The 26,918-nt window shown below is 37.8% G+C and carries 22 protein-coding genes, 1 tRNA gene and 2 pseudogenes; 14 read left to right on the top strand and 11 right to left on the bottom strand.

All coding sequences use genetic code 11. From position 1 onward, the window contains the following. Nucleotides 1–9: 9 nt before the first annotated feature. From GUU89_RS06660 to GUU89_RS06630, 7 genes are all read right to left on the bottom strand, one after another. Nucleotides 10–567: a phosphatase PAP2 family protein gene (locus tag GUU89_RS06660; protein ID WP_162127188.1), complete on the bottom strand. Its 558-nt coding sequence runs from the start codon at nt 565–567 to the stop codon at nt 10–12. Next, complete coding sequence (locus tag GUU89_RS06655; protein ID WP_162127187.1) at nt 567–890, bottom strand: Sec-independent protein translocase subunit TatA/TatB; 324 nt, start codon at nt 888–890, stop codon at nt 567–569. The genes GUU89_RS06660 and GUU89_RS06655 overlap by 1 nt, the downstream gene beginning before the upstream one ends. 43 nt (nt 891–933) lie before the next feature. Continuing rightward, nucleotides 934–3,168, bottom strand: coding sequence for a M1 family metallopeptidase (locus GUU89_RS06650; RefSeq protein ID WP_162127186.1), 2,235 nt, complete (start codon nt 3,166–3,168; stop codon nt 934–936). 59 nt (nt 3,169–3,227) lie between these two features. Then, the gene (locus tag GUU89_RS06645; RefSeq protein WP_235921995.1) at nt 3,228–3,611 is read right to left on the bottom strand and encodes a DUF6702 family protein; all 384 of its coding nucleotides are present in this window, start codon (nt 3,609–3,611) and stop codon (nt 3,228–3,230) included. A 133-nt stretch (nt 3,612–3,744) separates the two neighbouring features. Beyond that, nucleotides 3,745–4,059, bottom strand: a complete 315-nt coding sequence (locus tag GUU89_RS06640) for a hypothetical protein (RefSeq protein ID WP_162127185.1) — start codon at nt 4,057–4,059, stop codon at nt 3,745–3,747. A 35-nt stretch (nt 4,060–4,094) separates the two neighbouring features. After that, the gene (locus GUU89_RS06635) at nt 4,095–4,493 is read right to left on the bottom strand and encodes a hypothetical protein (RefSeq protein WP_162127184.1); all 399 of its coding nucleotides are present in this window, start codon (nt 4,491–4,493) and stop codon (nt 4,095–4,097) included. 52 nt (nt 4,494–4,545) lie between these two features. Next, a complete protein-coding gene (locus tag GUU89_RS06630) occupies nt 4,546–5,313 on the bottom strand; it encodes a hypothetical protein (protein ID WP_162127183.1) in 768 nt (255 codons plus the stop codon). 121 nt (nt 5,314–5,434) lie between these two features. On the opposite strand from GUU89_RS06630, the pseudogene pepE reads away from it, so the two are divergent. Then, nucleotides 5,435–6,144 (top strand): annotated as a pseudogene (pepE, locus tag GUU89_RS06625) (dipeptidase PepE). Between the two features lie 92 nt (nt 6,145–6,236). Here the strand turns inward: pepE and GUU89_RS06620 are convergent. Next, nucleotides 6,237–6,309 (bottom strand) — tRNA-Gly (locus tag GUU89_RS06620). Nucleotides 6,310–6,463: 154 nt separating this feature from the next. On the opposite strand from GUU89_RS06620, the gene GUU89_RS06615 reads away from it, so the two are divergent. Next, a complete protein-coding gene (locus GUU89_RS06615; protein ID WP_162127182.1) occupies nt 6,464–6,901 on the top strand; it encodes a GNAT family N-acetyltransferase in 438 nt (145 codons plus the stop codon). Continuing rightward, nucleotides 6,894–8,477 carry a L,D-transpeptidase family protein gene (locus GUU89_RS06610; protein ID WP_162127181.1) on the top strand — a complete coding sequence of 528 codons (1,584 nt, stop codon included), beginning with the start codon at nt 6,894–6,896 and terminating at the stop codon, nt 8,475–8,477. The genes GUU89_RS06615 and GUU89_RS06610 overlap by 8 nt, the downstream gene beginning before the upstream one ends. Here the strand turns inward: GUU89_RS06610 and GUU89_RS06605 are convergent. Next, the gene (locus tag GUU89_RS06605) at nt 8,469–9,176 is read right to left on the bottom strand and encodes a murein L,D-transpeptidase catalytic domain family protein (protein ID WP_162127180.1); all 708 of its coding nucleotides are present in this window, start codon (nt 9,174–9,176) and stop codon (nt 8,469–8,471) included. The two genes, GUU89_RS06610 and GUU89_RS06605, sit on opposite strands and share 9 nt — an antisense overlap. A 190-nt stretch (nt 9,177–9,366) precedes the next feature. On the opposite strand from GUU89_RS06605, the gene GUU89_RS06600 reads away from it, so the two are divergent. The 3 genes and pseudogenes from GUU89_RS06600 (at nt 9,367) to GUU89_RS06590 (ending at nt 13,812) form a co-directional block, all read left to right on the top strand. Continuing rightward, nucleotides 9,367–11,823, top strand: coding sequence for a DUF5916 domain-containing protein (locus GUU89_RS06600; RefSeq protein WP_162127179.1), 2,457 nt, complete (start codon nt 9,367–9,369; stop codon nt 11,821–11,823). A gap of 39 nt (nt 11,824–11,862) precedes the next feature. Further along, a pseudogene (gene gpmI, locus GUU89_RS06595) lies at nt 11,863–13,379 on the top strand (2,3-bisphosphoglycerate-independent phosphoglycerate mutase). Between the two features lie 70 nt (nt 13,380–13,449). Further along, nucleotides 13,450–13,812: a hypothetical protein gene (locus GUU89_RS06590; RefSeq protein ID WP_162127178.1), complete on the top strand. Its 363-nt coding sequence runs from the start codon at nt 13,450–13,452 to the stop codon at nt 13,810–13,812. A 154-nt stretch (nt 13,813–13,966) separates the two neighbouring features. Here the strand turns inward: GUU89_RS06590 and GUU89_RS06585 are convergent, their stop codons facing one another. Beyond that, on the bottom strand, nt 13,967–15,235 hold the full coding sequence (locus GUU89_RS06585) for an acetyl-CoA hydrolase/transferase family protein (protein ID WP_162127177.1): 1,269 nt from the start codon (nt 15,233–15,235) through the stop codon (nt 13,967–13,969). A gap of 146 nt (nt 15,236–15,381) precedes the next feature. Here GUU89_RS06585 and GUU89_RS06580 point away from each other — a divergent pair, with 146 nt between their 5' ends. From GUU89_RS06580 to GUU89_RS06555, 6 genes are read left to right on the top strand one after another with little or no spacing between them, the layout of a single operon-like run. After that, nucleotides 15,382–16,056, top strand: coding sequence for a TetR/AcrR family transcriptional regulator (locus tag GUU89_RS06580; RefSeq protein ID WP_162127176.1), 675 nt, complete (start codon nt 15,382–15,384; stop codon nt 16,054–16,056). A 2-nt stretch (nt 16,057–16,058) separates the two neighbouring features. Continuing rightward, on the top strand, nt 16,059–17,726 hold the full coding sequence (locus GUU89_RS06575) for a peptidase domain-containing ABC transporter (protein WP_162127175.1): 1,668 nt from the start codon (nt 16,059–16,061) through the stop codon (nt 17,724–17,726). A 2-nt stretch (nt 17,727–17,728) separates the two neighbouring features. Then, on the top strand, nt 17,729–19,075 hold the full coding sequence (locus GUU89_RS06570; RefSeq protein ID WP_162127174.1) for an HlyD family secretion protein: 1,347 nt from the start codon (nt 17,729–17,731) through the stop codon (nt 19,073–19,075). Continuing rightward, entirely contained in the window at nt 19,075–20,460 is a 1,386-nt protein-coding gene (locus GUU89_RS06565) for a TolC family protein (RefSeq protein ID WP_162127173.1), read from the top strand. The genes GUU89_RS06570 and GUU89_RS06565 overlap by 1 nt, the downstream gene beginning before the upstream one ends. A gap of 47 nt (nt 20,461–20,507) precedes the next feature. Continuing rightward, nucleotides 20,508–21,326, top strand: coding sequence for a type I methionyl aminopeptidase (gene map / locus GUU89_RS06560; protein ID WP_162127172.1), 819 nt, complete (start codon nt 20,508–20,510; stop codon nt 21,324–21,326). Then, complete coding sequence (locus GUU89_RS06555; protein WP_162127171.1) at nt 21,326–22,096, top strand: class I SAM-dependent methyltransferase; 771 nt, start codon at nt 21,326–21,328, stop codon at nt 22,094–22,096. The genes map and GUU89_RS06555 overlap by 1 nt, the downstream gene beginning before the upstream one ends. A 51-nt stretch (nt 22,097–22,147) precedes the next feature. On the opposite strand, the gene GUU89_RS06550 is transcribed toward GUU89_RS06555, so the two are convergent. Continuing rightward, complete coding sequence (locus GUU89_RS06550; protein WP_162127170.1) at nt 22,148–24,952, bottom strand: M16 family metallopeptidase; 2,805 nt, start codon at nt 24,950–24,952, stop codon at nt 22,148–22,150. A gap of 185 nt (nt 24,953–25,137) precedes the next feature. On the opposite strand from GUU89_RS06550, the gene GUU89_RS06545 reads away from it, so the two are divergent. Both GUU89_RS06545 and apaG read left to right on the top strand, forming a co-directional pair. Continuing rightward, complete coding sequence (locus GUU89_RS06545; protein WP_162127169.1) at nt 25,138–26,388, top strand: type IX secretion system plug protein; 1,251 nt, start codon at nt 25,138–25,140, stop codon at nt 26,386–26,388. A 74-nt stretch (nt 26,389–26,462) separates the two neighbouring features. After that, nucleotides 26,463–26,849 (top strand): Co2+/Mg2+ efflux protein ApaG, encoded by a 387-nt coding sequence (gene apaG / locus GUU89_RS06540; protein ID WP_162127168.1) that lies wholly within the window; start codon nt 26,463–26,465, stop codon nt 26,847–26,849. The last annotated feature ends 69 nt before the right edge of the window (nt 26,850–26,918 follow it).

The raw sequence follows: 26,918 nt of genomic DNA, 5'->3' as shown, positions 1-26,918 counted from the left end.
AAGTGTGACTTACGAAGTACGAAGTATGAATTTTTTATACAACTTATAACAAGCAAATCCAAAAACGGCACCAAAAGCATAACCAGTCAATATATCACCCGGAAAATGCATGCCCAGATAAATTCGGCTATAAGCAAATATCAGCGGAAACAAGAATAATAAGTAAATGTGCTTGTAGTGTTTCCTCAAAATTAAAAATGTGAAAACCGTTGTTGCCATCGAGTTGGTAGCATGCCCCGAAAAGAAACTGAACGTGTCACTCGATTTTATAATTCGGATGACATGCTTAATCTCTTCGTCATTACAAGGGCGTAATCTTTGAAAATAATCCTTAAAAAGATTGGCCGTTTGATCACAAACAAAAATTAAAACAGCCGTAAAGAGAATATAAATACCAAAGTTTTTCCAGCCCAATTTTTTTTGGAGCAAATAGAAAATAGCTAAAAAAAGAGGAGCCCAATAAAACTGTTTTGTAATGGTTAACCAAAAACCATCAAACGTTTCAGAGCCTAATCCGTTTAAGAAAACAAAGAGTTCTTTATCTAAATGGATGATTTTTTCAAGCATTACATTTGGCGTTTAATAGGCCCTGATAAATCGTCGATATCTTCGCTAATTTTTTGAACAGGTGCCGATAAATTGCTATCCAAACCTTCTTTTACCTTATCAACTTCGGTACTGAAAGTAGAGGTCAATTCTTTTACAGAAGTATCAATACCATGCGTTTTTACTTCTTTCTGGATTTCAGATTTTATTTCGTTTGTAGCATTTTTCACTTGTGCCATTCCTTTCCCAACCGCTCTGGCTATATCCGGAATTTTATCAGAACCGAAAAGCATCAAGGCAATGAAAAGGATAAAGATTAATTCGCCACCACCAATTCCAAACATAGTTTTAATTTTTCTAAATGAGTTGCAAAGTTACAAAGTTCTCTTAATCAAATTTTGATTTTTCTTCGGTTTTTGGCCAAGAATTATTCGTCATATCAATATCGGCCGTTTCCAGTTTTGGATCGACCACAATTTTGGAAATTACTTTTTTGGTAGCAAAGGTTCGGCTAACTTCTTCATCATTCATTCGCCAAATCTGCGCCGGAAAATGATGATTTTCTTTGGTTCCGTCTTCAAAAGTGATTTCAACCAAAATTGGCATTACCAATCCACCCGGTTTGTTAAACGTTACTTGATAAAAATATTTAGGTGTGTCCAACTTTGCTTGCTCTTCTTTGGTAAAGTGCGATTGAATATAATCGTTCAATGTTTTAACTTCTTTACTGTCGAAGGGTTTATTCATTTCGGGTGTAAAATCATCACTTCCATCGGCAATCATGTAAACCATCGGTCCCGGATTGGCATTTCTGCGTTTTCTTCCGGTAGTTGAAATTCTTTTCGGAGGATCATTACTCACAAAATATTTTTTTACTTCTTTTATACCGATATCATTATAGTCAGTGGTATAAAACCAGCCTCTCCAAAACCAATCTAAATCAAAAGCAGAAGCATCCTCCATCGTTCGGAAAAAGTCTTCAGGAGTAGGATGTTTAAACTTCCATCGATTGGCATAAGTTCTGAAAGCATAGTCAAATAAATCTCTTCCCATAACCGTTTCGCGTAAAATATTCAAAGCAGCAGCCGGTTTGCCGTAAGCATTATTTCCAAATTGACGAATGCTTTCTGAATTGGTCATAATGGGTTCTAAGCCTTTTTGGTCACCACTCATATAAGGAACAATTGATTTTGCCGGACCTCGGTCTGCCGGGAAATTCGGATCCCATTCCATCAATGCTACATATTCTAAAAACGAATTCAATCCTTCGTCCATCCAAGTCCATTGACGCTCATCTGAGTTGACAATCATCGGAAAGAAATTATGTCCAACCTCATGTACAATAACACTAATCATTCCGTTTTTGGTTCGCTCTGTATATTTTCCATCTTCATCAGGTCTTCCCCAATTCCAGCAAATCATCGGATATTCCATTCCCTGATCCTGAGCATGTACTGAGACAGCTTTTGGATAAGGATAATCAAAAGTATGACTCGAATAACTTTTTAAAGTATGCGCCACCACTCGAGTTGAATATTGTTCCCAAAGCGGATTTCCTTCTTTCGGATATACTGAAATCGCCATCACATTTTTACCTCCCAACTTCACCGCCATCGCGTCGTAAATAAATTTTCGGGAGGTAGCAATTCCAAAATCACGTACATTTTCGGCTTTGAATTTCCATGTTTTTTTGGCTGTTGAAAATACTTTTTCTCTGGCTTCCGCCTCAGCTTGTGTTACTACTATTACCGGTTTGTCAAAAGATTTTTCTGCTTGAGCATATCGAGCTAATTGTTCCGGGGTGAAAACGTCGGCTCGGTTCAATAAGGTTCCGGTAGCTTCCATAATATGGTCAGCAGGAACCGTAATATTTACTTCGAAATTACCAAAAGGCAAGGCAAATTCTCCTGAACCCCAAAACTGTTGGTTTTGCCAACCTTCCACATCATTATAAACCGCCATTCTCGGATAAAACTGAGCAATGATATAAAGATTATTACCATCTTTATCAAAATGCTCGTAGCCCGAACGACCTCCATCTAATAAAAAATCATTGATATTGTACCACCATTTAATCGAGATAGCAATCTTTTCGCCATGCTGTAAAACTTTGGGCAATTCTACACGCATCATCGTTTGGTTGATGGTATAGGACATTGGATTTCCTTTGGCGTCTTTTACATAATCAATCTTAAATCCGCCGTCAAAATGTTCTTCTAAATATTTTCTTGAAAAGGTTTGTGCCGGTATAGCCGGATTGGCCTTGTCGCTGTCAATCAGCTGAGATTTAGCATTTTTAGCTTTCTCATTTTGGTCGAGTTGCAACCACAAATAATCTAAAGATTCTTTCGCGTTATTGGTATAGGTTATGGTTTCGGTACCATACATTTTTTGGTTTTTATCATCCAATTCCACATCAATCTTATAATCGGCTTGTTGCTGATAATACTCGGGACCCGGAGCGCCGGAGGCTGTACGATACATATTGGGTGTTGCCAACAAATCATACATTTGTTTGAATTTATCGGTATTTCTCTCGTCAGATTTAGGTGGTTTCGGAGTTTCCTGAGCTTGTAAAAAACTCGTCATCAACAACAAAAAACCAATAGTTATTCCTCTCATGCACTTTATTTTAAGGCTATAAAAGTAAAATAATTTTACAGAAAGAAAGGGTTTGGGAATTATTTTAACGTTCCTTTAGTGGTTTCATTGGTCAGCAACAGACTTTGCTTTTTACCATTATTGTTAAACTGAATGATATTCTGCTGTTCTGAATAGACTTCTGTAAGGATGGAATTCTCAACTTCTAACGAGGTAACTTTACTTATATCCCTAACGTTCAAATAACAAATAACAACATTGTTCTCCAACTCATTGCTTAGATAATTCATAGCTTTAGGCTGACCGTTGATGGTTACTTTAAACTTTTCAGACATATATTTTTTCATTAAAACCACGTCTTCAGGAGTTTCTCTTTCAGTACCGATAAAGGTTTTTTTATGGTATTTGTTTCTTAATGCTTCGTTCAAATCATCAATAAAAATTCGGGTAGTGATTTGCACCATTTTTTCTGTGGCACAAAATTGATTTGATAAATAGCCGCATAAAAACGATGCACGCTCATAGCCGTTAGTCCAGTAAACAACACTATCAAAAAAGCAACTTGCCACAATCTTTTCATACTTCAAAAATACTAAACTATTTAGTTTCGGGCTTTTGGATTTCTAAAAATTTTGTAGCTAATTCAGCAAAAACAAAGGTAGCCATCGTTTTATTTTTGGCATTCAAAGCGGCTACCAAGCGGTCATCTTCAACAGCATAATACCAAAACCCTCTTACCTGATTTTCGGGAATTTTTAATTTTTGAGTAAAATAAGCAGCATCAAATTGGTTTTCAATTTTAAGCAACAGTTTTTCCTTTTTCTCTATTTCAAGCTCCTTCTTCAACATGGCGGTTCTTCTGCTAATGGAGTTTAATATTCCGTCAACACTCATTCCGCCTAACGGAATCAACAATGGACTATACCAATGAAATTCTTCAGCTGTTCTTAATTTTCTTTCGGCTGGTGTATATTTTTGGCCGGTTTGTCAAGAATTCCGAGAGACACCGCGTTAATATTTTTATATTCTTTGATTGTTACTTCGTCTAAGGCAATGACTTTTGGGGTCAGTGAGGTTACAAAAAGAGATTTTTTTACATCTTCCTGCTCAATAATTTGTGTTTTGGTTTCAATTTGCAGTCCGGTAAATTTCAGTGTGTCACCAACTTTAGCAAAAAGAGTATACTCGCCATTTTGATTCGTCACTGTTGAAGATTCAGAACGAAGATTAAACACATTCACTTCCGGAAACTCTTTGGCAGGACAAACTATTCTTCCCTTCAAGAAAAACAATTCCTGCGATTGACCCAAACCGGAATTTTGAATTAAGATAAATAGTAAGAGCATGAAATACTTCACAGAAATGATATGGATTGGTTTTAACTCTAAAGTACTAAAACTATTTCTTTTCAGGCTTTTGGATTTCTAAATATTTTGTGGCTAGTTCAGTCAAGACAAAGGTAGCCATGGTTTTATTTTTGGCATTCAAGGCCGTAACAAAACGGTTTTCTTCAACTACATAATACCAAAATCCCCTAACATATTCTTTTGGAATCTTTAATTTTTCGATAAAATAATCCACTCCAAACTGATTTTCAATTTTTTGAAGTAAGGTCTCTTTTTTCTCCACTTCCAGTTCTTTTTCTAACATCGCTGTTCGTCCTGACATCCAATTGAATAAAGGATCTAAACTGGCTGAGGCACCCAAACTACCATCTACATTTCCTTTCAAATCAGCTCCTGCTGCTGCCTTAAGTTTCCGCTCAGCCGGTGTATAATGTTTAGTGTCCGCCGGAATTATCCCCAAAGAAACCGCATTTATATTTTTGTATTGTTTGACAATTACCTCATCTAAGCGATTAATCATGGGGTCCAATTTTACCATCATCAGTTCTTTGTCAAAATCTTTATCAGTAATAGCTATTTTTCTGCCTTTGATTTGAATAGCCGAAAACATTAAGGTGTCGCCAACCGCTGCTGCAATAGTAAAATAACCTCCTTTTTCGGTTGAAGTTGTCGCTTCCGATTTTAAATTGATTACATAAATTTCATCTAAATCAATTGCTTCCGAAATCACCTTTCCTTTAATGGTTTTCACCAATCCGGTTTGTGCCGAAAGTACATTCGTAACCAGCAATAGTATCATTATGTTGAAAATATATCTCATTCAGCAGCTTTACAGTTGGTAAAAATATCTTACCCCTTTCCTAAATAAATGCCAAAGGCTTGGTAATTTTTTGTTAAATAAAAGGAGCAAAAACAGTACATTTGGTCAAAGATTTATTGAAATGAAAAAACTGATTATTGCCAGTACCTCAACGATTCACGGTGGCAACTATTTAGAATACTTATTGCCCACATTAGAAATACACTTCAAAGACTGTCGCGAGCTATTGTTCATTCCTTATGCGCGTCCGGGCGGGATTTCGCATGAAGGTTACACTGAAACTGTGCGTGCGGCTTTCGCCAAAATAAATAAAACAGTCAAAGGGTTACACGAATTTGCCAATCCGACTGAAGCTATACAAAAAGCGGAGGGTATTTTTACCGGAGGGGGAATACCTTTTTATTGGTTACCCAATTGTATCAAAACAACGTAATGGCTGTTTTAGCCCAAACGATTGAAAACGGAACCCCTTATTTGGGCTCGAGTGCCGGCAGTAATATTACCGGATTAACGATGCAAACCACCAATGATATGCCTATTATATATCCGCCGAGTTTTACCACTTTGGGCTTGATTCCGTTTAATTTGAATCCGCATTACTTAGATCCTGATTTGCAAAGCAAGCACATGGGCGAAACCCGTGAAACCCGTATTAAAGAATTTCATGCGTTCAACATCACTCCTGTTTTAGGATTGCGAGAAGGCAGTTGGTTAGAAGTTAACGGGGAACAAATAATATTGAAAGGAAATTTAAGCGCTCGTTTGTTCAGACAAAACCAAACTCCGGAAGAATTAGGACCTGAAACCGATTTGGCTTTTTTAGGAAAATAAAAACTATCGTTTGTGACTTTAGTGCGGAAGATGAACTTCTCACTTTATTACATAAAAAAAACCTCTAATATTACTTAGAGGTTTTTTTGCAGAGCGGAAGACGAGGCTCGAACTCGCGACAACCAGCTTGGAAGGCTGGAGCTCTACCAACTGAGCTACTTCCGCATTTGTGAGTGCAAATATATAGAATAAGTTTCCTTTGATGCAAATTTTTTTAAAAAATTTTTCGTTTCTTTTTTATCACAAAAGAATCGACTCACAATCGTTTTATAATGAAAATGTTATACATTTAACTGCCTTAATTTTTTGACTAAATCAAATGTTTACCATTAAAGAAATAACCGCTAACGACACTTTTTCTGTTCGTCATCCGGTGCTTAGAAACGAAAAACCTATTGAAAGTTGTCATTTTGAAGACGACACTCTTCCCACTACACATCATTATGGGATTTTTGACAACAAAGAACTCTTGGGAGTGGTTTCGCTGTATAAAAAACAACATTCGCTTTTTCAGGATGAAATTCAGGTACAGCTTCGCGGCATGGCCGTTTTACAAGAATTCCAAAGAAAAGGATTGGGCGAAAGGCTAGTCAGTCATTGCGAACAGCAATTAAAAAACGAAACGAATGTTTTGCTTTGGTTCAATGCTCGTGAAACGGCAGTTTCTTTTTATGAAAAAATGGGTTATAAAACTATTGGCACTGCTTTTGAGATAAAGGATGTCGGTATTCACTTTATAATGTATAAATATGTATAGACTTTTATCTTTCTTTCTTGTTTTATCGCTAATCAGTTGTAAGGACGAAGTGCCCAAGACCAAAGTAGTACCCAAGATTAAAATCATCAAAAGAGCTCCCATTACCGAAGGCAAAATCCTGAAAATTGACACTACATTATATGCCGGTTTTGAAAGCCAAGATTTGACAACTTTTTATAAAAGTTATGCTAATGAAACCGTTTGGCAATCTTCAAAAACGAGAAAAATTATTTTAGCCGAATTGACACAGGCAACACAAGAAGGCCTAAATCCTGAGGACTATCAGATAAAAAAACTGACTGTGTTTGAAAAAAAATTCAGCTTACTTTCGGATAAAGAAATGGTGACTTATGATTTGCTGTTAACATATAATCTGCAAAAATACATTGAGCATATCAGCCAAGGAAAATTGAATCCTAAAGCATTGTATGAGGATTGGGAATTGAGTCCAAAACAAACCGATGTAAATAAAATTCTGTTTAACACTTATAAATCGACTGACTTTGCCGCTTCAATTGACAGTTGTAAACCGCAGCATATAGTATACAAAAAATTAAAAAAAGCATTAGCTCTTATCAACTCCTATCCGGACGATACTTTGAAAAAAATTGCTTTTGACACTAAAATTATTCCCAATGACACCAATTCAGCACTGGTAAAAATAAAACAAAGATTGCTGTATTGGAAAGATTTAAAAGCACGGGACAGTTTAACCAATATTTACGATGCTAAAACCGTTGTAGCGGTAAAAAAATTCCAAACCCGTCATGGGCTGGCAGCTGATGGCGTTATTGGTAAAGGAACCGTTGCCGCCTTGAACTTTACCAAAAAACAAAGAAAGCAGCAAATTATAGCCAACCTCGAACGCTGGAAATGGTTTCAGCAAGATTTAGGCAAACAATATATCATCGTTAACATTCCTGATTACACTTTACATGTAGTCAAAGAAAATGACACCGTTCGCACGCACAAAGTCATTGTAGGTTCGGCCAAAAGAAAAACACCGATTCTGACTTCTAAATTGAGTTATGCGGTTTTTAATCCCACCTGGACAGTTCCGCCCACCATTATTAAAGAAGATGTTATTCCGGCAACGATTAAGAATAAAAATTATTTAGCTGAAAAAAACATAACGGTTTACGATGCTAATGGAAATGTAGTTACAGCTGCCGACTGGAAAGCATCAAGAGCTAAAGGCTATCGTTATGTTCAAAGTCCGGGCACTTATAATTCGCTAGGCATGGTGAAGATCATTTTCCCTAATCGGTTTTCGGTTTATCTGCATGATACCAATCACAGGGATTACTTTGACAAAACTTTTCGTTCGCTTAGTTCGGGTTGTGTACGTGTAGAAAATCCGTTGGAGTTAACCGCTTATCTTTTAAATGATACCATTCAATATTCGAAAGACAAAATTGCGGAGATTTTAAAAAGTGAGAAAACCCAAAGCGTAAAAATAACTACGCCAACTTACCTGTATTTGTGGTATTGGACCGCTTGGAGCGATAATGACAAATTGATTTTCAGAGATGACATTTACCAGCTCGATGAAGACTTGTACAAAAAATTACGATAGTATCTTTTGGAAAGAATTTATATTTCTGGAAGGATGAAAAATGAAAAGACAGGATTTATCTTTAATCACATTGATGATTTTTTCATTCATTTCAACCGGAATGGCCGGACAACCCTGACTTCTTCCTAATCGTTTGTTCCCTTTGATAAACGATTCCGAAACATAATCAGCCCCATGAACCACAACGGCTCTTTCACGGGCATTGTCGTTGATTCCTTTTTCTAATCCGTCTAATTTTAAAGACAAACCGTGCTTGCCATTGTAAATCTCTCCGGTGGCATAAAATCCTAAACTGCTTTTGAAAGATTCAGCAGCATTCGAAAAAGCTTGGGCATATTCTTCACCGGTATTTCTGCCGTGTGCTACCAAAGTATTAAACAAGATGGTATTCGTTTTTAAATCAATCACCCATAGACGTTTAGTATTGGCGGATTTCGAAAAATCGATTAATGTAAGGATGTCTTTTTGAATTATTCCTTTATTTTTCAAGGCATAAAATCCTTCCAACGCTTCTGAAAAACTTTCCAGATTTGGCATCGCAAACGAATTCGCATTCAACCTATCGTAAACAGCTGCTGCACCGGCGACAGATTTTGTTGCTGTAATCAAGGGTAAAGCTTTTGATGTATTAGGAATTGAAATAGTACTGAAAGAGCTCAGCAATACAAAAGCGAAAAGAAATAAAAATCTGTAATTCATTGAATTTTAAAAGTTTGAATGTTAGACTCGGGACGGCAAATCTATGCAAATTTTATTCTGAACAAAATTTTTGAAGCAATCTTAACCAATTCTTAACCATAAATAATAACGAAAAGATTGTTTTTTTATTGTGTGCTTCCTTGTGACAATCAATTAAATAATTATTTTTGTTCGACCAAGCATATCATTTATGTCTAAAAAATCTTATTGTTTTTTATATACTTTTCTTTTTGTTACAGTTTTGTCTTTTGGTCAGAAGAAAACGTTGCAGACAAACTCTACCGAAGAGAAAATTATTATTGACGGTAAGTTTAATGAAGACGCTTGGAAAAATGCCTCAATTGCCAGTGATTTCATCATGATTGCTCCTGATAACGGCAAACCCATTCCTGAAGGAAAAAGAACCGAAGTCAAAGTGGTTTACAATAATGAAGGCATTTATGTTGCTGCCACACTTTATGATGACGAACCCAATAAAGTTTTAAAAGAATTAACCTCAAGAGATAATTTCGGAATAGCGGACCACTTTGGCGTTTTCTTTAATGGCTATAATGATGGTCAACAGGAGTTTCGCTTTTTTGTGAGTGCTGCCGGAGTTCAACAAGATGGGGTGTATACCGAAGCCGCCGGTGAAGATTTTTCGTGGGATGCCATTTGGGATAGCCATGTAGAACTGACCGATTTTGGCTGGGTAGTGGAAATGAAAATTCCTTATGCCGCGCTGCGATTTCCCTCTAACAAACAACAAACTTGGGGATTGAATTTTTATCGTGAAATCAGACGGTTCCGTCATCAGTATTCCTGGAATTTCTTGGATAATAAAATAGTAAACGAAAGTACACAAGCCGGTATTTTGGAAGGCATTGAAAATGTAAAAACGCCTACCCGTCTCTTTTTAATTCCTTATGCATCGCAATACTTTTATGCTAGTAAAGAACAGAAAACCTATGGCGAATTTAAAGGCGGTTTAGACATCAAATACGGAATTAATGATGCCTTTACACTTGATGCTATATTGATTCCCGACTTTGGCCAAACCAAATTTGACAATGTGGAACTCAATCTTAGTGCTTTTGAACAACAATTCAGTGAAAACAGACCCTTTTTTACCGAAGGTACTGACTTGTTTAACAAAGGTGGTTTGCTTTACACCCGAAGAATTGGTGAGACACCCAACATTGCCACAGCAAGTAGTGAAGAGGTTATCGACCAGCCCGGGAATATAAAACTGATTAATGCATTAAAAATTTCGGGAAGAACCAAAGGAGGTTTGGGCATTGGTGTTCTGAATGCTGTTTCTGAAAAGACCAGTGTGGAAATCAAAAATACTGATACGGGTGCTACCCGAGCGGAAATCCTTTCGCCCTTGACCAATTATAATGTGCTTGTGCTGGACCAACGTTTTAATAAAAACTCCTCTGTTTCGTTTATCAATACTAATGTGACCCGTAATGGTGAATTTAAAGATGCTAATGTTTCGGCTATGGTTTTTGATTTAAACACCAGAAAAAACAGTTACAACACGAATGGGAGCATCAAGTACAGCTACATCAATGAGTTGCCTGATTTGAAGGACAGAAAAGGATTTGCTGCTGAACTTTATCTTGCAAAAACCAGTGGCAAATACCGTTTTGGTTTAGGTGGTGAATATTATTCAAGGGAATATGACATTAACGATTTGGGTATTAATTTTCAAACCCATTATCATACGGCATATGGTAATGTGAGCTATCGAATTTTAAATCCTACTAAAACCTTTAATACCTTTCAGGCTAATTTGAATTTTTATTCTGAGTTTGACAACCTAACCGGACGAATCCAAGCCGGGCAGCTTAACCTTAATATTAACTCGAATGATACTCAAAATGATTATTATGGTGGTGGCTTTAACATAAGACCTTTGAAGATTTATGATTTTTACGAGCCTCGCTCCTTTAATGAAATTCAATATGTAACCTTGCCGGAGAGTCTTAACCTTTGGTTTTATTATTCTTCTAATTACAATCGGAAATTTGCTTGGGACCTTAATCCTTCTTATAACTTTTTAAATGAAAAAGGAAGAGTGAATTATGGTTTCGTATTTAGTCCGAGGTATCGTTTTGACGATCATTTTTCATTGACCTATAATTTTAATTTTTACCGACAAAACAAAAATATCGGCTGGGTTGATTTTGACAGCAACGACAACACCATTTTTGGAAGAAGAGACCGAATTACTTACACCAATACGTTGCAGGGGAAATATTCATTAAACAATAAAATGAACTTAACCCTTTCGGTTCGTCATTATTGGTCTTATGTAACGAATCATAACTTTTTAACCCTTCAGGATGACGGCAGTTTGCTGGAAAATACCAGTTACACTGAAAACAAAAACTTTAATTTGAATCTTTGGAACTTCGATTTATCTTATTCTTGGTGGTTTGCGCCGGGCAGTCAGGTTTCTGTTTTATACCGAAACAATGCAGCGCTGTTTAGTCAGGATTTCAGTCGACAGTTTGAGCGTAATTTTAGGGATGCTATTGACAATCAAAACCTCAATCATATTTTCTCTATTAGTGTTCGGTATTTTATTGATTACAATTCAATCAAAGGGGGTAATTTATCTAAGACATTTACCAAACCAACCGAAAGAATCCGTTTCTAAAATTAATTTTTGGGTTATCTTTGTTTAAAATAATTCCCGATGAACAAGAAAGTAATCCTCATGATTTTGGACGGTTGGGGCAAATCGCCTGACCCGAAAGTCTCTGCCATTGACAATGCCAACGTACCCTTTATCAACAGCCTTTATACTAAATATCCTAACGCACAATTGCGAACGGATGGTTTGAATGTGGGCTTACCGGAGGGGCAAATGGGAAACTCAGAAGTGGGTCACATGAACTTGGGCGCCGGCAGAATTGTGTATCAGGATTTGGCCAAAATTAATCTGGCGGTGGCACATAAAACGATGCGTAATGAGCAGCCACTGATTGACGCCTTTACTTATGCAAAAGAAAATAACAAAGCCGTTCACTTTCTTGGTTTGGTTTCGGATGGCGGGGTGCATTCGCATACTTCGCACTTGCGCGGTTTGATTGATGCTTCACAGGATTTTGGTTTGCAAAACGTCTTTGTTCATGCTTTTACGGATGGTCGGGATGTGGATCCTAAGTCGGGGAAAGGCTATATTGAGGAATTGGCACTTTATCTTCAAAATACTACCGCTAAAATTGCTTCGGTCGTAGGTCGTTATTATGCTATGGATCGTGATAAACGTTGGGAGCGCGTAAAACTAGCTTATGATTTAGTGGTTAACGGCACCGGAAAGTACAGTACCGATTTGGTTCAAAGCATAGCTGAGAGTTATGCTGAAAATGTGACCGATGAGTTCATCCTTCCTATTGTTTCGGTGGGTGCTGACGGGCAACCTTTGGCTACCATTCAAAATGATGATGTGGTTATCTTCTTTAACTTTAGGACAGACCGCGGGCGGGAATTGACTGAGGCGCTTTCGCAAAAAGATTTTCATGAGCAGAACATGCACAAGCTTAGTTTGTATTATGTCACCATGACCAATTATGACGATACCTATGAGAATGTTCACGTAATTTATGATAAGGACAACATCACTGAGACATTGGGTGAAGTTTTGGAAAAACACCATAAGACCCAGATTCGTATTGCGGAGACCGAGAAGTATCCGCATGTTACTTTTTTCTTTTCGGGGGTCGTGAGATTCCGTTTAGAGGAGAAACCCGCATTTTGAGAAACTCACCCAAGGTAGCTACTTATGATTTGCAACCTGAGATGAGTGCTTATGAGTTGAAGGATGCTTTGGTTCCTGAGTTGCAAAAAGGAGACGTTGATTTTGTGTGTCTTAATTTTGCCAATGGCGACATGGTGGGACATACGGGCGTTATGGCTGCTGCTATTAAAGCTTGTGAGGCTGTTGATGTGTGTGTAAAGGAAGTGGTGGAAACTGCTTTGACTAATCATTATACTACTATTATTATTGCGGACCATGGCAATTGTGAAACGATGATTAATCCGGATGGTACGCCTAACACGGCGCATACTACTAACCCGGTTCCTATTATTTTGGTGGACCCTGAACTGAAGCATATCAGCAATGGGGTTTTGGGTGACCTTGCTCCTACTATACTGGAGCTTATGGGTATTGAAAAGCCCGAGGTAATGACCGGAAAGTCATTGTTGTAAAACCGTATTATCGCTATTACTATAAGAAAGCTGCTCATTTGGGGAGCTTTTTTTGATTGTGCCAACGAGCATGGTTACAAAAGGTGGGCTTAGTGACTCTTTACCATTGATAAGGAGTGCTTTGCCTTTGAACAGTAGCCTTGTGGACAAAGCATTATCCCTTAAAGTATCGGAACGTTTGATAAAAGTAAAGGCAAGAAAGGCTGAACCAATGGCAAGGGAGGCTATACCATTGGCAAGATTGACTAAATCAACGGCAAGGAAGGCTATACCATTGGCAAGATTGACTAAACCAACGGCAAGAGAGGCTATACCATTGACAAGATTGACTAAACCAATGGCAAGAGAGGCTATACCATTGACAAGATTACCTAAACCAATGGCAAGGGAGGCTATACCATTGGCAAGATTGACTAAACCAATGGCAAGATAGGCTATACCATTGACAAGATTGACTAAACCAATGGCAAGAGAGACTATACCATTGACAAGAGAGGCTATACTATTGGCAAGATTGACTAAACCGATAGCAAGGGAGGCTATACCAATAAAGATAGCCCCTTAATACTGCTTTTTGTTTGGTTTATTTACCTCAGCATTTCATAATACCCTCTTTCGATGCTTTCCTGATGGGAAGGATGGGCAATTTTGACCATTTCGTTGAGACGTTGCTTCAGGGTTTTGCCATAGAGATTGGCTATACCGTTTTCGGTAATAATGTATTGCACGTGAGAGCGGGTAGAGACCACGCCGGCTCCTTGTTTCAAGTAAGGCACGATTCTGCTTTCGCCTCTTTTGGTGATTGAGGGTAGCGCTATGATGGCTTTTCCGCCTTCGCTTAGGGATGCTCCTCGTATGAAATCCATTTGACCTCCTACGCCGGAGTACATTTGGGCACCAATAGAATCGGCACAAACCTGCCCGGTCACATCTACTTCTATGGCAGAATTGATAGCCACCATTTTAGGGTTTTTACGAATACGAGCGGTATCGTTAACCATTGAGGATTCTTTCATTTCTATGAACGGATTGTCGTTGACAAAGTCATACAAACGCTTGGAACCGATTAAAAAGGTGGCTAAAACTCTGCCGCGCAAGGTGCCTTTATAATTACAATTAATTACGTCACTTTCAATTAAATCAATCACGCCATCGGAGAACATTTCGGTGTGCAAGCCTAAATCTTTGTGGTTTTTGAGTTTGCTCAGGGCGGCATTGGGGATGGAACCGATACCCATTTGGAGGGTGCTTCGGTCATCGATTAAAGAAGCTACATACTCGCCTATTTTTTCTTCCTCTTTAGAGAAAGGCGTTGGTTCATGACCATAAATCGGCACATCGACTTCGACTAGATAATCAATTTCATCCACGTGTAAAATACCGTCACCAAAGGTTCGCGGCATTTGTGGATTGACTTGGGCGATTACTATTTTCGCATTTTCTATAGCGGCTATTGTGGCTTCTACCGAAACCCCGAGAGAGCAATACCCATGCCTGTCGGGTGGCGAAACATGAATAAAGCACACATCAATAGGCAATACATTTTTTCTGAATAAATGCGGTAATTCACTTAAAAAAACCGGGGTATACGAACCATTACCGGCGGATAAAGTATGACGCACATTGGCACCAATAAAAAAAGAATTCACATGAAAACTCTCTGCCAGGGCAGGATTAGCATAGGGTGCTTCCCCTTCGGTATGCAAATGACAGATTTCTACATTGTTTAACTCAGCAGCTCTATCGGTGAGGGCTTTGGTTAAAATAGTGGGGGCTGCAGCGGCGGCTTGAACATAAACCCTATCGTTCGATTTCACCACTTTTACAGCTTCGGCTGCGGTAACATATTTGCTCATAACTAAAATTTTGGACAAAATTAGAATAGAACCTTTTATAAAAACATGACATTGCTCATAGTCCGGAAGTATAACATTTTATAAATAAAAGTTAAAATTTCATATTTGATAGTATTACTATTATATTTGCGGAAAATAATATCATTATGGATACTATACTGTCGCATTTAAAAATACAGGTTAACGAAAAGATTTATGTAAAAGACCCTGAGAGTTCCGTACTTGGCAAAAAAATCATTCAGGAAAGCATCGTGTTGATTGATGAAATCGGCTTTGAAGATTTTACGTTTAAGAAGTTAGGCGAACGTATCGGTTCTAATGAAAGTTCGATTTATCGTTATTTTGAGAGTAAGCACAAACTTTTGTTGTATTTGTGTTCGTGGTATTGGGGATGGATGGAATACCGTTTGGTTTTTTCGACTTCCAACATGAGTGATCCTATGGAGAAGTTGAAAAAGGCCATCACTATTGTCACTGAAAAAATTGTAGATGACAGCACTACACTTCACATCAATGAATCGATTTTAAACCGAATTATCATTATTCAATTCACCAAAACCTTGTTGACGAAAGAAGTTGATGAAGAAAACAAAGAAGGCTTCTTCTTAGTATACAAAAGAGTCATCAATCGAATAATTGACATTATACACGAGGTTAATCCGGAGTATTTATTTGCTAAAAGTTTGGCCTCCTCGGTGGTAGAGGGTTCGTTGCATCAACATTTCTTAAAGGATCATTTAACAACCATCACCAATTGTAATGAGAGTAATTCACCCACCGATTTTTATCTTGATTTGGTACAAAAAACAATAAGCAAATAAGTATGGCACTCACTACCTCACAAAGACTGATTAATTTACTTAAGTTAGACAAAAAAGACATTTCACAAATCTTTTTCTATGCCATCTTTGCCGGTTTGATCAGCTTGTCGCTCCCTTTGGGCATCCAGGCTATTATCAACTTAATTCAATCGGGCAGAGTGAGTGTTTCGTGGATTGTTTTGGTATTTATAGTTATAGCCGGCGTGGCATTGGTAGGTATATTATCGTTGATGCAATTGAGAATAACTGAAAACTTACAGCAAAAAATCTTCATCCGGTCCTCTTTTGAATTTGGCTTTCGATTACCTAAAATCAAAACAGAAGAATTGTACAATCAGTATCCTCCTGAGTTAGCCAATCGTTTTTTTGACACCCTCACTATTCAAAAAGGAGCGACAAAGCTGTTGCTTGATTTTTCTTCGGCTTTGCTGCAAATAACATTGGGAATAGTACTGCTCTCGTTGTACCATCCGTTTTTTATTTTCTTTGGTATTTTGTTGTTGATACTACTGTATATTATTTTGAAGTTTTCGTATCACTCCGGGCTTTCGACCAGTCTTAAAGAATCAAAATACAAATATAAAGTAGTCAGCTGGCTTCAGGAAATGGCTCGTAACAATTTCAGTTTTAAGAAAGCTTCGAATTTTGATTTTGCTTTAAGCAAAAACGACCGGTTGGTTTCAGAATACCTTTCGTATAGAGAAAAACATTTCAGCATCATCAAAAGACAATTCACCCAACTGATTGTTTTCAAGATTATCATTACAGCCGGATTGTTGTTTATTGGTGGGTATTTGGTATTGAATCAAAAGATGAATATCGGTCAATTTGTGGCTGCCGAAATCATTATACTGCTTGTGATTAATTCAGTCGAAAAAATTGTAATCGGTTTAGAAACACTGTATGATGTTTTAACTGCAGTAGAAAAAATAGGCCAGATAACTGATTTAGAAATTGAAGAAACCGCAGCAAAACCGACCGATTATTGCTATACCAATATTCAGTTAGCTGCCGAAAATATGAGCTATAAATTTCCGGATGCCACCGATCATGTTTTGGAGAAAATCAATTTGACCATCAATCAATCAGACAAAATCTATTTAGAAGGCACCAACGGTTCGGGGAAGACCACACTTATTCGAATTTTATCAGGTTTACTCCAACCTACTTCGGGTTCGCTTTATATTAATGATGACACGTATCGCAAGATTGATTTGGAGCAATTCCGTTCGCAAATCAGCACTATTATAACCGGTGAAACGCCATTTGAGGGAACCATTTTAGAAAACATTACCTTCAACAATCCGATGGTCACGCAAGAAGACATTAAGTGGGCTATTGACAGTGTCAAATTGGGAGAATTCATCAAATCGTTGCCAAAAGGTTTGGACACCAAAATATTTCCTGAAGGAAAACAACTTTCTTCTTCCAATGCTCAAAAAATTCTTTTGGCCCGAAGTATCATCAATAAACCTAAAATCCTTTTCTATGAAGATGCTTTGGATAAAATGGATGACGATGCTGCTAATGAGATTATTGATTTTATCACCTCTGATGAAAACAAATGGACCGTAATCGTATCCTCAAAAAAGGAGTATTGGAGACAAAAATGTACTCGAATCATAACCATGCAAGAAGGGAAAATCAGTAATGAAATCAAACACCAATAACCATGCTTAACATTTCAAATAAAAACAGCATCGGCGAAAGCATTCAGCACTATACCACATTCAAAACCTTGAGTGAGCGACCACACTATCGTATCCTGAATAAAATTATAGTTATTGTGTCTTTGTTGGGGATCGTAATTCTTTTTTTGCCCTGGACACAAAACATCTCAGGAAGCGGAGCCGTTACCACCTTAAAACCCGATCAAAGACCGCAAACGGTTCACTCTGCCATAGCCGGAAGGATTGAAAAATGGTATGTTAAAGAAGGTGACTTCGTAAAGAAAGGCGACACCATACTATACATTTCTGAAACCAAAGAAGACTACCTTGATCCCAACTTAGTTACCAACACAGAAAGTCAACTAAAAGCCAAAGAGATGGCCGGTAAATCCTATGGCGGAAAAGTAAATTCGCTTGCAGCACAAATTGCAGCCATTCAAAATGAACGGCAATTAAAACTACAACAAGCCCAAAACAAAATTCGTCAATCGTTGCTCAAAATCAAAAGCGACAGTATGGATTTGGTGGCGGTGCGCACTCAGATTAAGATTGCCAACACTCAGTTTAATCGTTCTTTAGCCTTAAATAAAGAAGGATTAAAGCCAATGACCGATGTGGAAGAAAAACGACTGAAACTTCAAGAAGTAGAGGCTAAAATTATCACTCAGGAAAACAAATTATTGGCCAGTGAAAACGAATTGATTAATGCCAAAGTTGAAGTCAATAGGATTGTTGCCGAATACAACGAAAAAGAACAGAAAGCACGAAGCGATCAATACACCGCACTCAGCAGCCAATACGATACGGAAGCACAAGTAAACAAACTCAAAAATCAATACACTAATTACCAAATCCGCAACGGTATGTACTATATCAAGGCTCCGCAAAGTGGCTATGTCAATCGTGCTTTGCAGTCCGGGATTGGAGAAACCATCAAAGAAGGAACACAAATTGTAAGCATCATGCCTTCAAAATATGACATAGCTGTGGAAACTTTTGTAACACCTACCGACTTGCCCTTACTACACAAAGGGGAAAAAGTAAGAGTTTGGTTTGATGGTTGGCCTACAATCGTCTTTTCGGGTTGGCCCGGCATGTCTTATGGAACCTATGGTGGGAAGATTGTTGCCATTGAGAACTTTATCAGCGATAACGGAAAATTCAGAGTTTTAATTGCTCCGGATGAAAGTGAAGCCGCTTGGCCGAAACAAATCAGTATCGGTTCGGGAGCTCAGACATTGGCTTTGCTGGACAATGTACCGGTTTGGTTTGAACTTTGGCGAACGTTAAATGGGTTTCCGCCTAACTATTACCAGCCCAAAACTAACCTTCAAAAAGACAAAAAGTAATGAAGTCGATAATGCTATGCTTACTGTTTTTAGGCTTTTCGGGTTGGAGTCAAAATACTGTTCCCAACGAACTTACCTATAATGAGTATTTAGGTTATGTCAAAAAATACCATCCCTTGGTGAAAAGTGCCAATTTACAACTAAGCGCAGCTCAAGCCAATTTGATGATGGCCCGAGGGGGCTTTGACCCAAAAATTGAAGTCGATTTTGAACAGAAGCAATTCAAAGACAAAACCTATTATTCCATCCTAAACAGTAGTTTCAAAATACCAACTTGGTATGGCATCGAAATCAAAGCCGGATTTGACAACAATGAAGGAATTTATCTGAATCCTGAAAACACCATTCCGAATCAAGGCTTAACCTCGTTGGGAATTTCAGTTCCATTAGGACAAGGCATGCTGATTAATCAAAGAATGGCCGATGTGCGGAAAGCCAAAATCCAAATCAAATTAAGTCAAGCCGAACGAAATCTGGAAGCCGTAACCGTACTCTACGATGCGTCAAAAGCTTATTTTAAATGGAAAAGAAACTTTAGCGAAGTGCAGTTGTATCAAAAGTATTTAGCCAATGCTAAAATTCGTTATCAAGGTATTTCAAAATTAATTGAACAAGGTGATAAGCCCGCTATAGATAGTGTGGAAGCCGGAATCATTTTAAGGAACAGAATGTTGAGCTTGGAAGAATCTAAATTGAAATTGGCTAAAGCTAAATTAGAATTATCCAATTTCCTGTGGTTGGAAAACAATGTCCCGCTTGAATTACAAGACAATATCATCCCGGAAGAAAAAGTAACCGCAACGATTAAAGAAACATTGCGCACCAACGATTTGATGATAGTTAATCCTTCTCTGGAAAAGCACCCTAAAATTAATGCCTTAGAAAGTAAAATGGAGCTGCTTGAAGTTGAGCGCAAACTAAAAGCCAATCTATTGTTACCCAAAATTGATTTAGGCTACTCCTATTTGTCCGAACCGAGTTACATAGATAATTACCGACTTCAAGATTATAAAATTGGAGTTAACTTTTACTTTCCGCTCTTTTTGCGAAAAGAACGAGGGGCTTTACAATTGAGCAAGTACAAACTTCAAGAGGTTAAGTTTGATTTAGATTTGGAACGCGTGCAATTGAAAAATAAAATCAAAGCCCAACAAACTGAAATCAGTTCCTTAGAAAAACAAAAGGAACTGATAGCAAGACTGGTCAAAGACAATGAAACCATGCTTAGCTCAGAAGACCGTTTGTTTTCGTTTGGAGAAAGTTCTGTTTTTTTGATTAATTCCAGAGAAAACAATTTGGTTGCCGTACAATTATCCCAACTGAATATTGAAAATCAATATTTGGAATCAAATGCTGAATTATTTAAAATCATGGCTAATCCTTAGCAAATATTACTAAAATAACTACTTTTGCCAATTGAAATTTACAGCAGATGATTATCCAAAAAACGAGAGAAGAGATTGAATTGATGCGTGAAAGCGCGTTAATCGTTTCGAAAACCTTAGGCATGATAGCCTCCGAAATCAAACCGGGCGTTACCACTTTATATTTAGACAAACTGGCGGAAGCCTTCATCAGAGACCATGGTGCTCAGCCGGGATTCTTAGGAATGTATGGTTTTCCCAACTCACTTTGTATGAGTCCGAATGCGCAAGTGGTACACGGTATTCCGAACAATGTTCCGTTGCAGGAAGGCGATGTGATTTCGGTAGATTGCGGTGCGTTGAAGAACGGTTTTTATGGTGACCACGCCTACTCTTTTGAAATTGGTGAGGTAGCTCCCGAAGTGAAAAAATTACTTCAGGTTACCAAGGAAAGTCTGTATGTTGGGATTCGTGAATTTAAAATCGGGAATCGTGTGGAAGATGTAGGGAATGCTATTCAAAAATATACCGAAGCCCATGGTTATGGTGTCGTTCGCGAATTGGTAGGTCATGGCTTGGGTCGTGTTATGCACGAAGAACCTGAAATGCCGAACTACGGTAAACGCGGTCGTGGGAAACTGTTTGTAGAAGGTATGGTGGTAGCCATTGAACCGATGATTAACATGGGAACCAAAAACATCAAGCAACTTAAAGACGGCTGGACCATCCTAACCGCTGACGGCAAACCAAGCGCTCACTTTGAACATGACGTTGCCTTGATTGACGGGAAACCGGAATTGCTTTCCACTTTTGCCTATATCTATAAAGCCTTAGGGATTGAGAGTAATGAGGAAGATGAGTTCAGAAAACAACCTTTGGAACTGTAATGAAAAAACTATTCAAATTCATCTTAAATACTATCCCAAGACCCATCCTTATTCGGTTGAGTATTGTAGTGCGTCCCATATTGGCTTTGTTGTTGCGAGGTAATCGCTTTACCGATCCTATTGATGGGAAAAGTTTCCGTATGTTTTTGCCTTATGGCTACGGAAATCAAAGAAACAACGTATTATCACCGAGTACCCTTTCGTTAGAAAGACACCGTTTGTTGTGGTTGTATTTACAAAAGGAAACCGATTTTTTTACGGCAACCACCAAGAAAAAAGTATTGCATTTTGCTCCTGAGCAAGAGTTTTACAAACGCTTTAAAAAGCAAACCAATATTGAATATACCACTACCGATTTGCTGTCTCCCTTAGCCGATGTGAAAGCTGACATTTGCAACTTACCTTTTGAAGACAACACTTATGATGTTATATTTTGCAATCATGTCTTAGAGCACATTCCGGATGACACCAAAGCCATGCAGGAACTATATCGTGTGCTGAAACCTGGTGGTATGGGGATTTTTCAAATTCCGCAAGACTTGTCAAGAGCCACCACTTTTTCGGATGACAGCATAGTAGACCAAAAAGAGCGTGCTAAAATCTTTGGGCAATACGACCACGTAAGAGTATATGGCCGTGATTATTTTGACAAGCTGAGAAGCATTGGTTTCAAAGTAACGGAAGAAGATTACACCCACAAGATTGCTCCTGAATTGGTCACCCAATATTGTTTGGCTCCGGGAGAGATTATTCCGGTTTGCTTTAAATAAAAAAGCCACCCTACTTGGAGCAGGATGGCTATTCTTTAAGCAGGCATAAACCTATTCCGGCATTAAAATTCCGATAACTTTATCTTTGGTTAAGTATTTTGCAGCCACATCCTGAATGTCTTTGGCCGTAACTTCTTTAACTTTTTCAGAAGCTACTAGAATGTCTTCAGGGCTTGTTCCTTTCACGAAAGAACTAGTAAAATTGGTCATCCAATAACGGTTTTCTTTCATTTTCTTTTTGTACTCTAAAGCCTCAGCTTCTTTGTATTTATTAACATCTTTTTCCTGAGGTCCGTCTTTGATGATTTTATCCAACTCTGCCAAGGCCGAAGCAGTTAATTTCTCAGCATTTTCAGGTCCGCAAGGGAAACCGATATTGAAATTATAGTATCCATAAGGTACTTTGCTTATGCTTCCGCGGGCACTTACGCCATAAACACCACTTTCATTTTCTCTTAATTCCTCAATTAGTTTTATGGTTAAGACTTCACCCAAAGCAGTTAAAGCAACAGCTTCTTTGGCAGAATAAGTGGTATCTCCGTAAAACATAATGGTAACATTACTTTTAGGATCTTTTCCTTTGTTGACTACTTTTTTAAGATCCCCTTTTAAAAGTCGGTAGCCTAAATCTTTAGCCGTTTCCTTTGTAGTATTAGAAGGCAATGAGGCGATGTATTTTTTGGAAAAATCTTCCATTGCGGCATCATCTACATTTCCAACGAAGAAAAATTCGAAATCAGCGGCATTGGCAAAACGCTCTTTGTATTTCTTATAAGCCAACTCATAGCTGGTTTCTTTCCATTTTTCGGCTGTAGGTACTATCCCATTCCATCTTGGGTTTTCTTTGTTCAAATAGGTATAAAACTCTTGTTGGAAATAGAAATTCGGTTGCGAAATCATATTATCAAAAAAGTTAGCCTGTTTTTGTTTGTAGCCTTCAAAAGCGGCGTTATCAAAGTTTAAATCGGTAAAATAAGCATGTAGCATTTGAAACGCATACTCTAAATCTTTTGGCGTAGTACTGCCTCTGAAACCTTCGGTAACATTTGAGATGTAAGGAGACACATTCGCAATTTTCCCGGCCATGAACTTGTCAATGTCATTTTGATTTAATGCTGAAAAACCGGCTTCCGCTAAACCACTGTTGGCGAATTGTGTTTTCTTGATTTCTTCATTAGTGTACATATTGGTTCCGCCAAAACTAACGGCTTCTAATAGAATTTCATCGTTTTTGAAATCGGTTTTCTTGTAGGTTACTTTGGCTCCGTTAGATAATGTTAGCGTTGTAGTCCCTATTTTACTATTGGTATCTTTTTTAACAATGGTTCCTGCTTTCACCGGATTACGCAACAAACTGGAAGCAACCGCTTTGTCTTCATAAGGTTTTAAGTCATTAACGTTTACCGCTATGGCATCCAGTACTTCTTTTTCGGTTACTTTTTTCAATCCGTCTTTTTCCGGCGAAGTGATTACTACCACTCGGTTGTCATCTTTCAGATAGTCTTTAATCAAACCATTCACATCGGCTAAGTCAATTTTAGGCAATATCTTTTTGGTTGTATTAAAAGACCATTCTGTATCAGGAGTCGGCGCTTGTTCTAAGAAATTTGACTGATAACGCCATACATAATCTTCTGATTCTTTTTTGTCTCTGTCTTTATAACTACTTTCGCTTCGGGCCAAAATTTCGGCTTTAGCTCTTTCTAATTCACCTTCGGTAAAACCGAATTTTTTAACTCTTTCGTTTTCCGAAACTAACACTCTTAAAGCTTCCAACTGTTTGGTTTCATCAATCATGGCAAAAGACTGAAAAGCTTCTTTATTACGGGCAAAAGTTCCCCCATGATAAGTAAACCCGTAAGTAAACGGTGGGGTTGGTGAGTTGGTTAATTCATTCAATCGGTTGTTTAACATGGTCGAAAACAAACCTTCAATCAAATTCTCACGGTAATCGGTAACGGTTTTTACTTTTTTTGGTAACCCATAGTCTTTATACAACAATTGCACTTGGGTTTGCGAAGCTTCTTTATCGCTCTCAATGGCTACAAAAGTTTCTTTGTGATTCGGAACATCAAAAGTTTTTCTTGGCTTTTCGTTTTTAGGGTTTTGATAACTGCCGAAATGATCTTTGATTTTTTGCTCCATCGCCGCAACATCAATATCGCCCACTACAATCACGCTCATTAAATCCGGACGGTACCAGTCTTTGTAAAAGCTAACCAATCGGTCGTATTTAAAATTCTCCAGAATTTCTTTTTTACCAATCGGCAAACGCTCTGCATACTGTGAGTTATACATCATTTTCGGAATGTAACGGTCTTCCATCCTCTTGTCAGCTCCAAGTCCGAGACGGTACTCCTCAAGAACCACGCCTCTTTCTTTGTCAATTTCTTCCGGAGTCAGGTTGGCATTAAAAGCCCAATCTTCAATAATCTGAAATCCTTTCTCCAATTTTTCTGGATTGTCTGAAGGAATAGGTAAAAAATAAACGGTCTCATCAAAACTGGTGTAAGCATTTAAATGCTGTCCAAATTTTACGCCGATACTTTGCAGGTAATCTACCAATTGATTTTTAGGAAATCGTTTGGTGCCATTAAAACACATGTGCTCCATAAAGTGGGCTAACCCTCGCTGGTCATTTTCTTCAAGAATTGAACCGGCATTGATAATCAGCCTTAAATCAACCTTGTTTTCGGGTTTCGCATTTTTTCTGATGTAATAAGTTAATCCATTTTTCAGGACTCCTTTTTTTACATTAGCATCAAACGGAATTAAATCTGATACTTTGGATTCCTGCGAAAAAACAGAAACCGGAAGTAAAAAGAGCAGCAGTACCGACCTTAAAATTTGTTTCATAAAATTTAGTTTTGATTGTTTATAATAATTATTAACGGACTTTTATTACAATTATTGTGAAAGTACTAAAAAAAAGCTTTACGAAATTGCAGTAAACAATTTTTTAACACAATTTACGTTATTAAAAAAACGGCATAATTAATGTGGCAATAATTGCTATCTTTACTTTTCGAAATTTATAAACCATGCTCAAAAACAGTCTTTTTGCATTTGTACTGCTCCTATCGGGAACGCTTTTTTCACAAATTGAAACAGAAGTCCCTCCTCCATACAACATCAAAACAGTAACGTTTGTTCAAAACGGACAAAACACTATTCCGGTATTTGGTTTGGGCGATAGTTTTCAGCTGCAGTTTGATGATTTGTTTGGCAACGAAGCCAACTACTATTACACTATCACCCATTGTGATTACGACTGGAAACCATCGCAATTATCCCGAAACGAATACCTGACCGGCTTTGACGACCAACGAATTCAGGACTACACTAATTCCTTTAATTCGCTTCAGGTGTATTCCCATTATCGGGTGTCGTTCCCCAACAGATTAACCCAGCTGAGAGTCAGCGGCAATTATGTGCTGAAAATTTTAAACGATGATAAAGAAGTCGTTTTTTCTCGAAAGTTTATACTCTATGAAGATTTGGTTTCAGTACCGGTTCAGGTAAAAAGAGCCCGAAACCTAACCTACTACAACCAAAAACATAATATCGAATTCGCTATAAAATCGCCAACACTTAATTTTCAAAGCCCGTTGACCAATGTAAAAGTGCTGCTAATGCAAAACGGCAAATTTGACAACGCCATAACCAATGTAAAACCACAGTATACCATTGGCAATGATTTGATTTATAAATACGATGGGGAAACTCAGTTTTGGGCCGGCAATGAATTTTTATTTTTTGAAAACAAAGACATCCGTGCTGCCAACAACAGCATAGCCAGTATTGACTCTAAAGGCGGTTTGTACAATGCCCATTTGTATCCTCATGAAGCTCGAGCCAATAATCCTTATACTTACTATCCTGACATCAACGGAAATTTCATCATCAAAAAAATTGATGCCGAAAACAACGATATCGAAGCCGATTATGCTTGGGTTTTCTTCACCCTGTCAGCTCCGAATTACTATGGCTCAAAATCCATTTATGTCAACGGAATGTTTAACAACTATGCCATCAATACTGAAAACAAGATGGATTACAATGCCGAAAAAGGAATCTATGAAAAAGCCATAATGATCAAGCAAGGCTTTACCAATTTTCAATATGTAATTGCCGATGCTAAAGGTAAGGTTGACGAAGAAAATGCCATTGACGGCAATTTCCATCAAACGGAAAACAATTATTTCGTCTTGGTGTACTACCGAGAAAACAACCAACGCTACGACAGAGTTATCGGAAAAGGAATAGCTACTTCGGTTGATATTACCAATTGATAAAAATTAACATCAAAAACATACATCAAATTGTATTTTTCGTAAATTTGACAACGTAATACAATCGATTCCAAATGGTTTCACAAATAACAAGAGGTATAAAAATTTCGGTTCTCACTAGTTTTGAAGGCACTTACTTCAAAAACTATAAGATTCACTTTGCCTTCAGTTATGAGATTACCATTGAAAACCACAGTAAAGATTCCGTACAGTTAAACTCACGCCATTGGGAAATTCTCGATTCCCTCAATGATGTCGAAATTGTAGACGGCGAAGGTGTAATCGGCAAAAAGCCGGTATTGAAACCCGGTGAAAAACACACTTACAATTCAGGCTGCCTGCTTTCCTCTCCCTTCGGAGCCATGAGCGGTTATTTCAATATGATTAATTTTACGACCACCAAAACATTCAAAGTCATAGTGCCGGCATTCAAGCTAAGCGCTCCTTTTGCTTTGAATTAAAAGTCTTGTTAAGAGCAAACTAATCTTTTCCTTCCCACATTAAAAATTCAAAAATTCCTTTGTACTTTT

Source organism: Flavobacterium phycosphaerae (genome assembly GCF_010119235.1).
GTDB classification, from domain to species: domain Bacteria; phylum Bacteroidota; class Bacteroidia; order Flavobacteriales; family Flavobacteriaceae; genus Flavobacterium; species Flavobacterium phycosphaerae.
The sequence above is the reverse complement of the archived record's forward strand: the minus strand, read 5'-3'. Positions and strand labels throughout refer to the sequence as shown.

Excerpts from the sequence above, each read along its gene's own strand:
- GUU89_RS06580 (WP_162127176.1), top strand. The coding sequence starts at position 15,382 with ATGGATACTATACTGTCGCATTTAAAAATACAGGTTAACGAAAAGATT.
- GUU89_RS06565 (WP_162127173.1), top strand. The coding sequence starts at position 19,075 with ATGAAGTCGATAATGCTATGCTTACTGTTTTTAGGCTTTTCGGGTTGG.
- GUU89_RS06635 (WP_162127184.1), bottom strand. The coding sequence starts at position 4,493 with ATGCTCTTACTATTTATCTTAATTCAAAATTCCGGTTTGGGTCAATCG.
- GUU89_RS06615 (WP_162127182.1), top strand. The coding sequence starts at position 6,464 with ATGTTTACCATTAAAGAAATAACCGCTAACGACACTTTTTCTGTTCGT.
- GUU89_RS06600 (WP_162127179.1), top strand. The coding sequence starts at position 9,367 with ATGTCTAAAAAATCTTATTGTTTTTTATATACTTTTCTTTTTGTTACA.
- GUU89_RS06555 (WP_162127171.1), top strand. The coding sequence starts at position 21,326 with ATGAAAAAACTATTCAAATTCATCTTAAATACTATCCCAAGACCCATC.
- GUU89_RS06545 (WP_162127169.1), top strand. The coding sequence starts at position 25,138 with ATGCTCAAAAACAGTCTTTTTGCATTTGTACTGCTCCTATCGGGAACG.
- map (WP_162127172.1), top strand. The coding sequence starts at position 20,508 with ATGATTATCCAAAAAACGAGAGAAGAGATTGAATTGATGCGTGAAAGC.
- GUU89_RS06660 (WP_162127188.1), bottom strand. The coding sequence starts at position 567 with ATGCTTGAAAAAATCATCCATTTAGATAAAGAACTCTTTGTTTTCTTA.
- GUU89_RS06630 (WP_162127183.1), bottom strand. The coding sequence starts at position 5,313 with ATGAGATATATTTTCAACATAATGATACTATTGCTGGTTACGAATGTA.
- GUU89_RS06590 (WP_162127178.1), top strand. The coding sequence starts at position 13,450 with ATGGTTACAAAAGGTGGGCTTAGTGACTCTTTACCATTGATAAGGAGT.
- GUU89_RS06655 (WP_162127187.1), bottom strand. The coding sequence starts at position 890 with ATGTTTGGAATTGGTGGTGGCGAATTAATCTTTATCCTTTTCATTGCC.
- GUU89_RS06585 (WP_162127177.1), bottom strand. The coding sequence starts at position 15,235 with ATGAGCAAATATGTTACCGCAGCCGAAGCTGTAAAAGTGGTGAAATCG.
- GUU89_RS06605 (WP_162127180.1), bottom strand. The coding sequence starts at position 9,176 with ATGAATTACAGATTTTTATTTCTTTTCGCTTTTGTATTGCTGAGCTCT.
- GUU89_RS06550 (WP_162127170.1), bottom strand. The coding sequence starts at position 24,952 with ATGAAACAAATTTTAAGGTCGGTACTGCTGCTCTTTTTACTTCCGGTT.
- GUU89_RS06650 (WP_162127186.1), bottom strand. The coding sequence starts at position 3,168 with ATGAGAGGAATAACTATTGGTTTTTTGTTGTTGATGACGAGTTTTTTA.
- GUU89_RS06570 (WP_162127174.1), top strand. The coding sequence starts at position 17,729 with ATGCTTAACATTTCAAATAAAAACAGCATCGGCGAAAGCATTCAGCAC.
- apaG (WP_162127168.1), top strand. The coding sequence starts at position 26,463 with ATGGTTTCACAAATAACAAGAGGTATAAAAATTTCGGTTCTCACTAGT.
- GUU89_RS06575 (WP_162127175.1), top strand. The coding sequence starts at position 16,059 with ATGGCACTCACTACCTCACAAAGACTGATTAATTTACTTAAGTTAGAC.
- GUU89_RS06610 (WP_162127181.1), top strand. The coding sequence starts at position 6,894 with ATGTATAGACTTTTATCTTTCTTTCTTGTTTTATCGCTAATCAGTTGT.
- GUU89_RS06645 (WP_235921995.1), bottom strand. The coding sequence starts at position 3,611 with ATGGTGCAAATCACTACCCGAATTTTTATTGATGATTTGAACGAAGCA.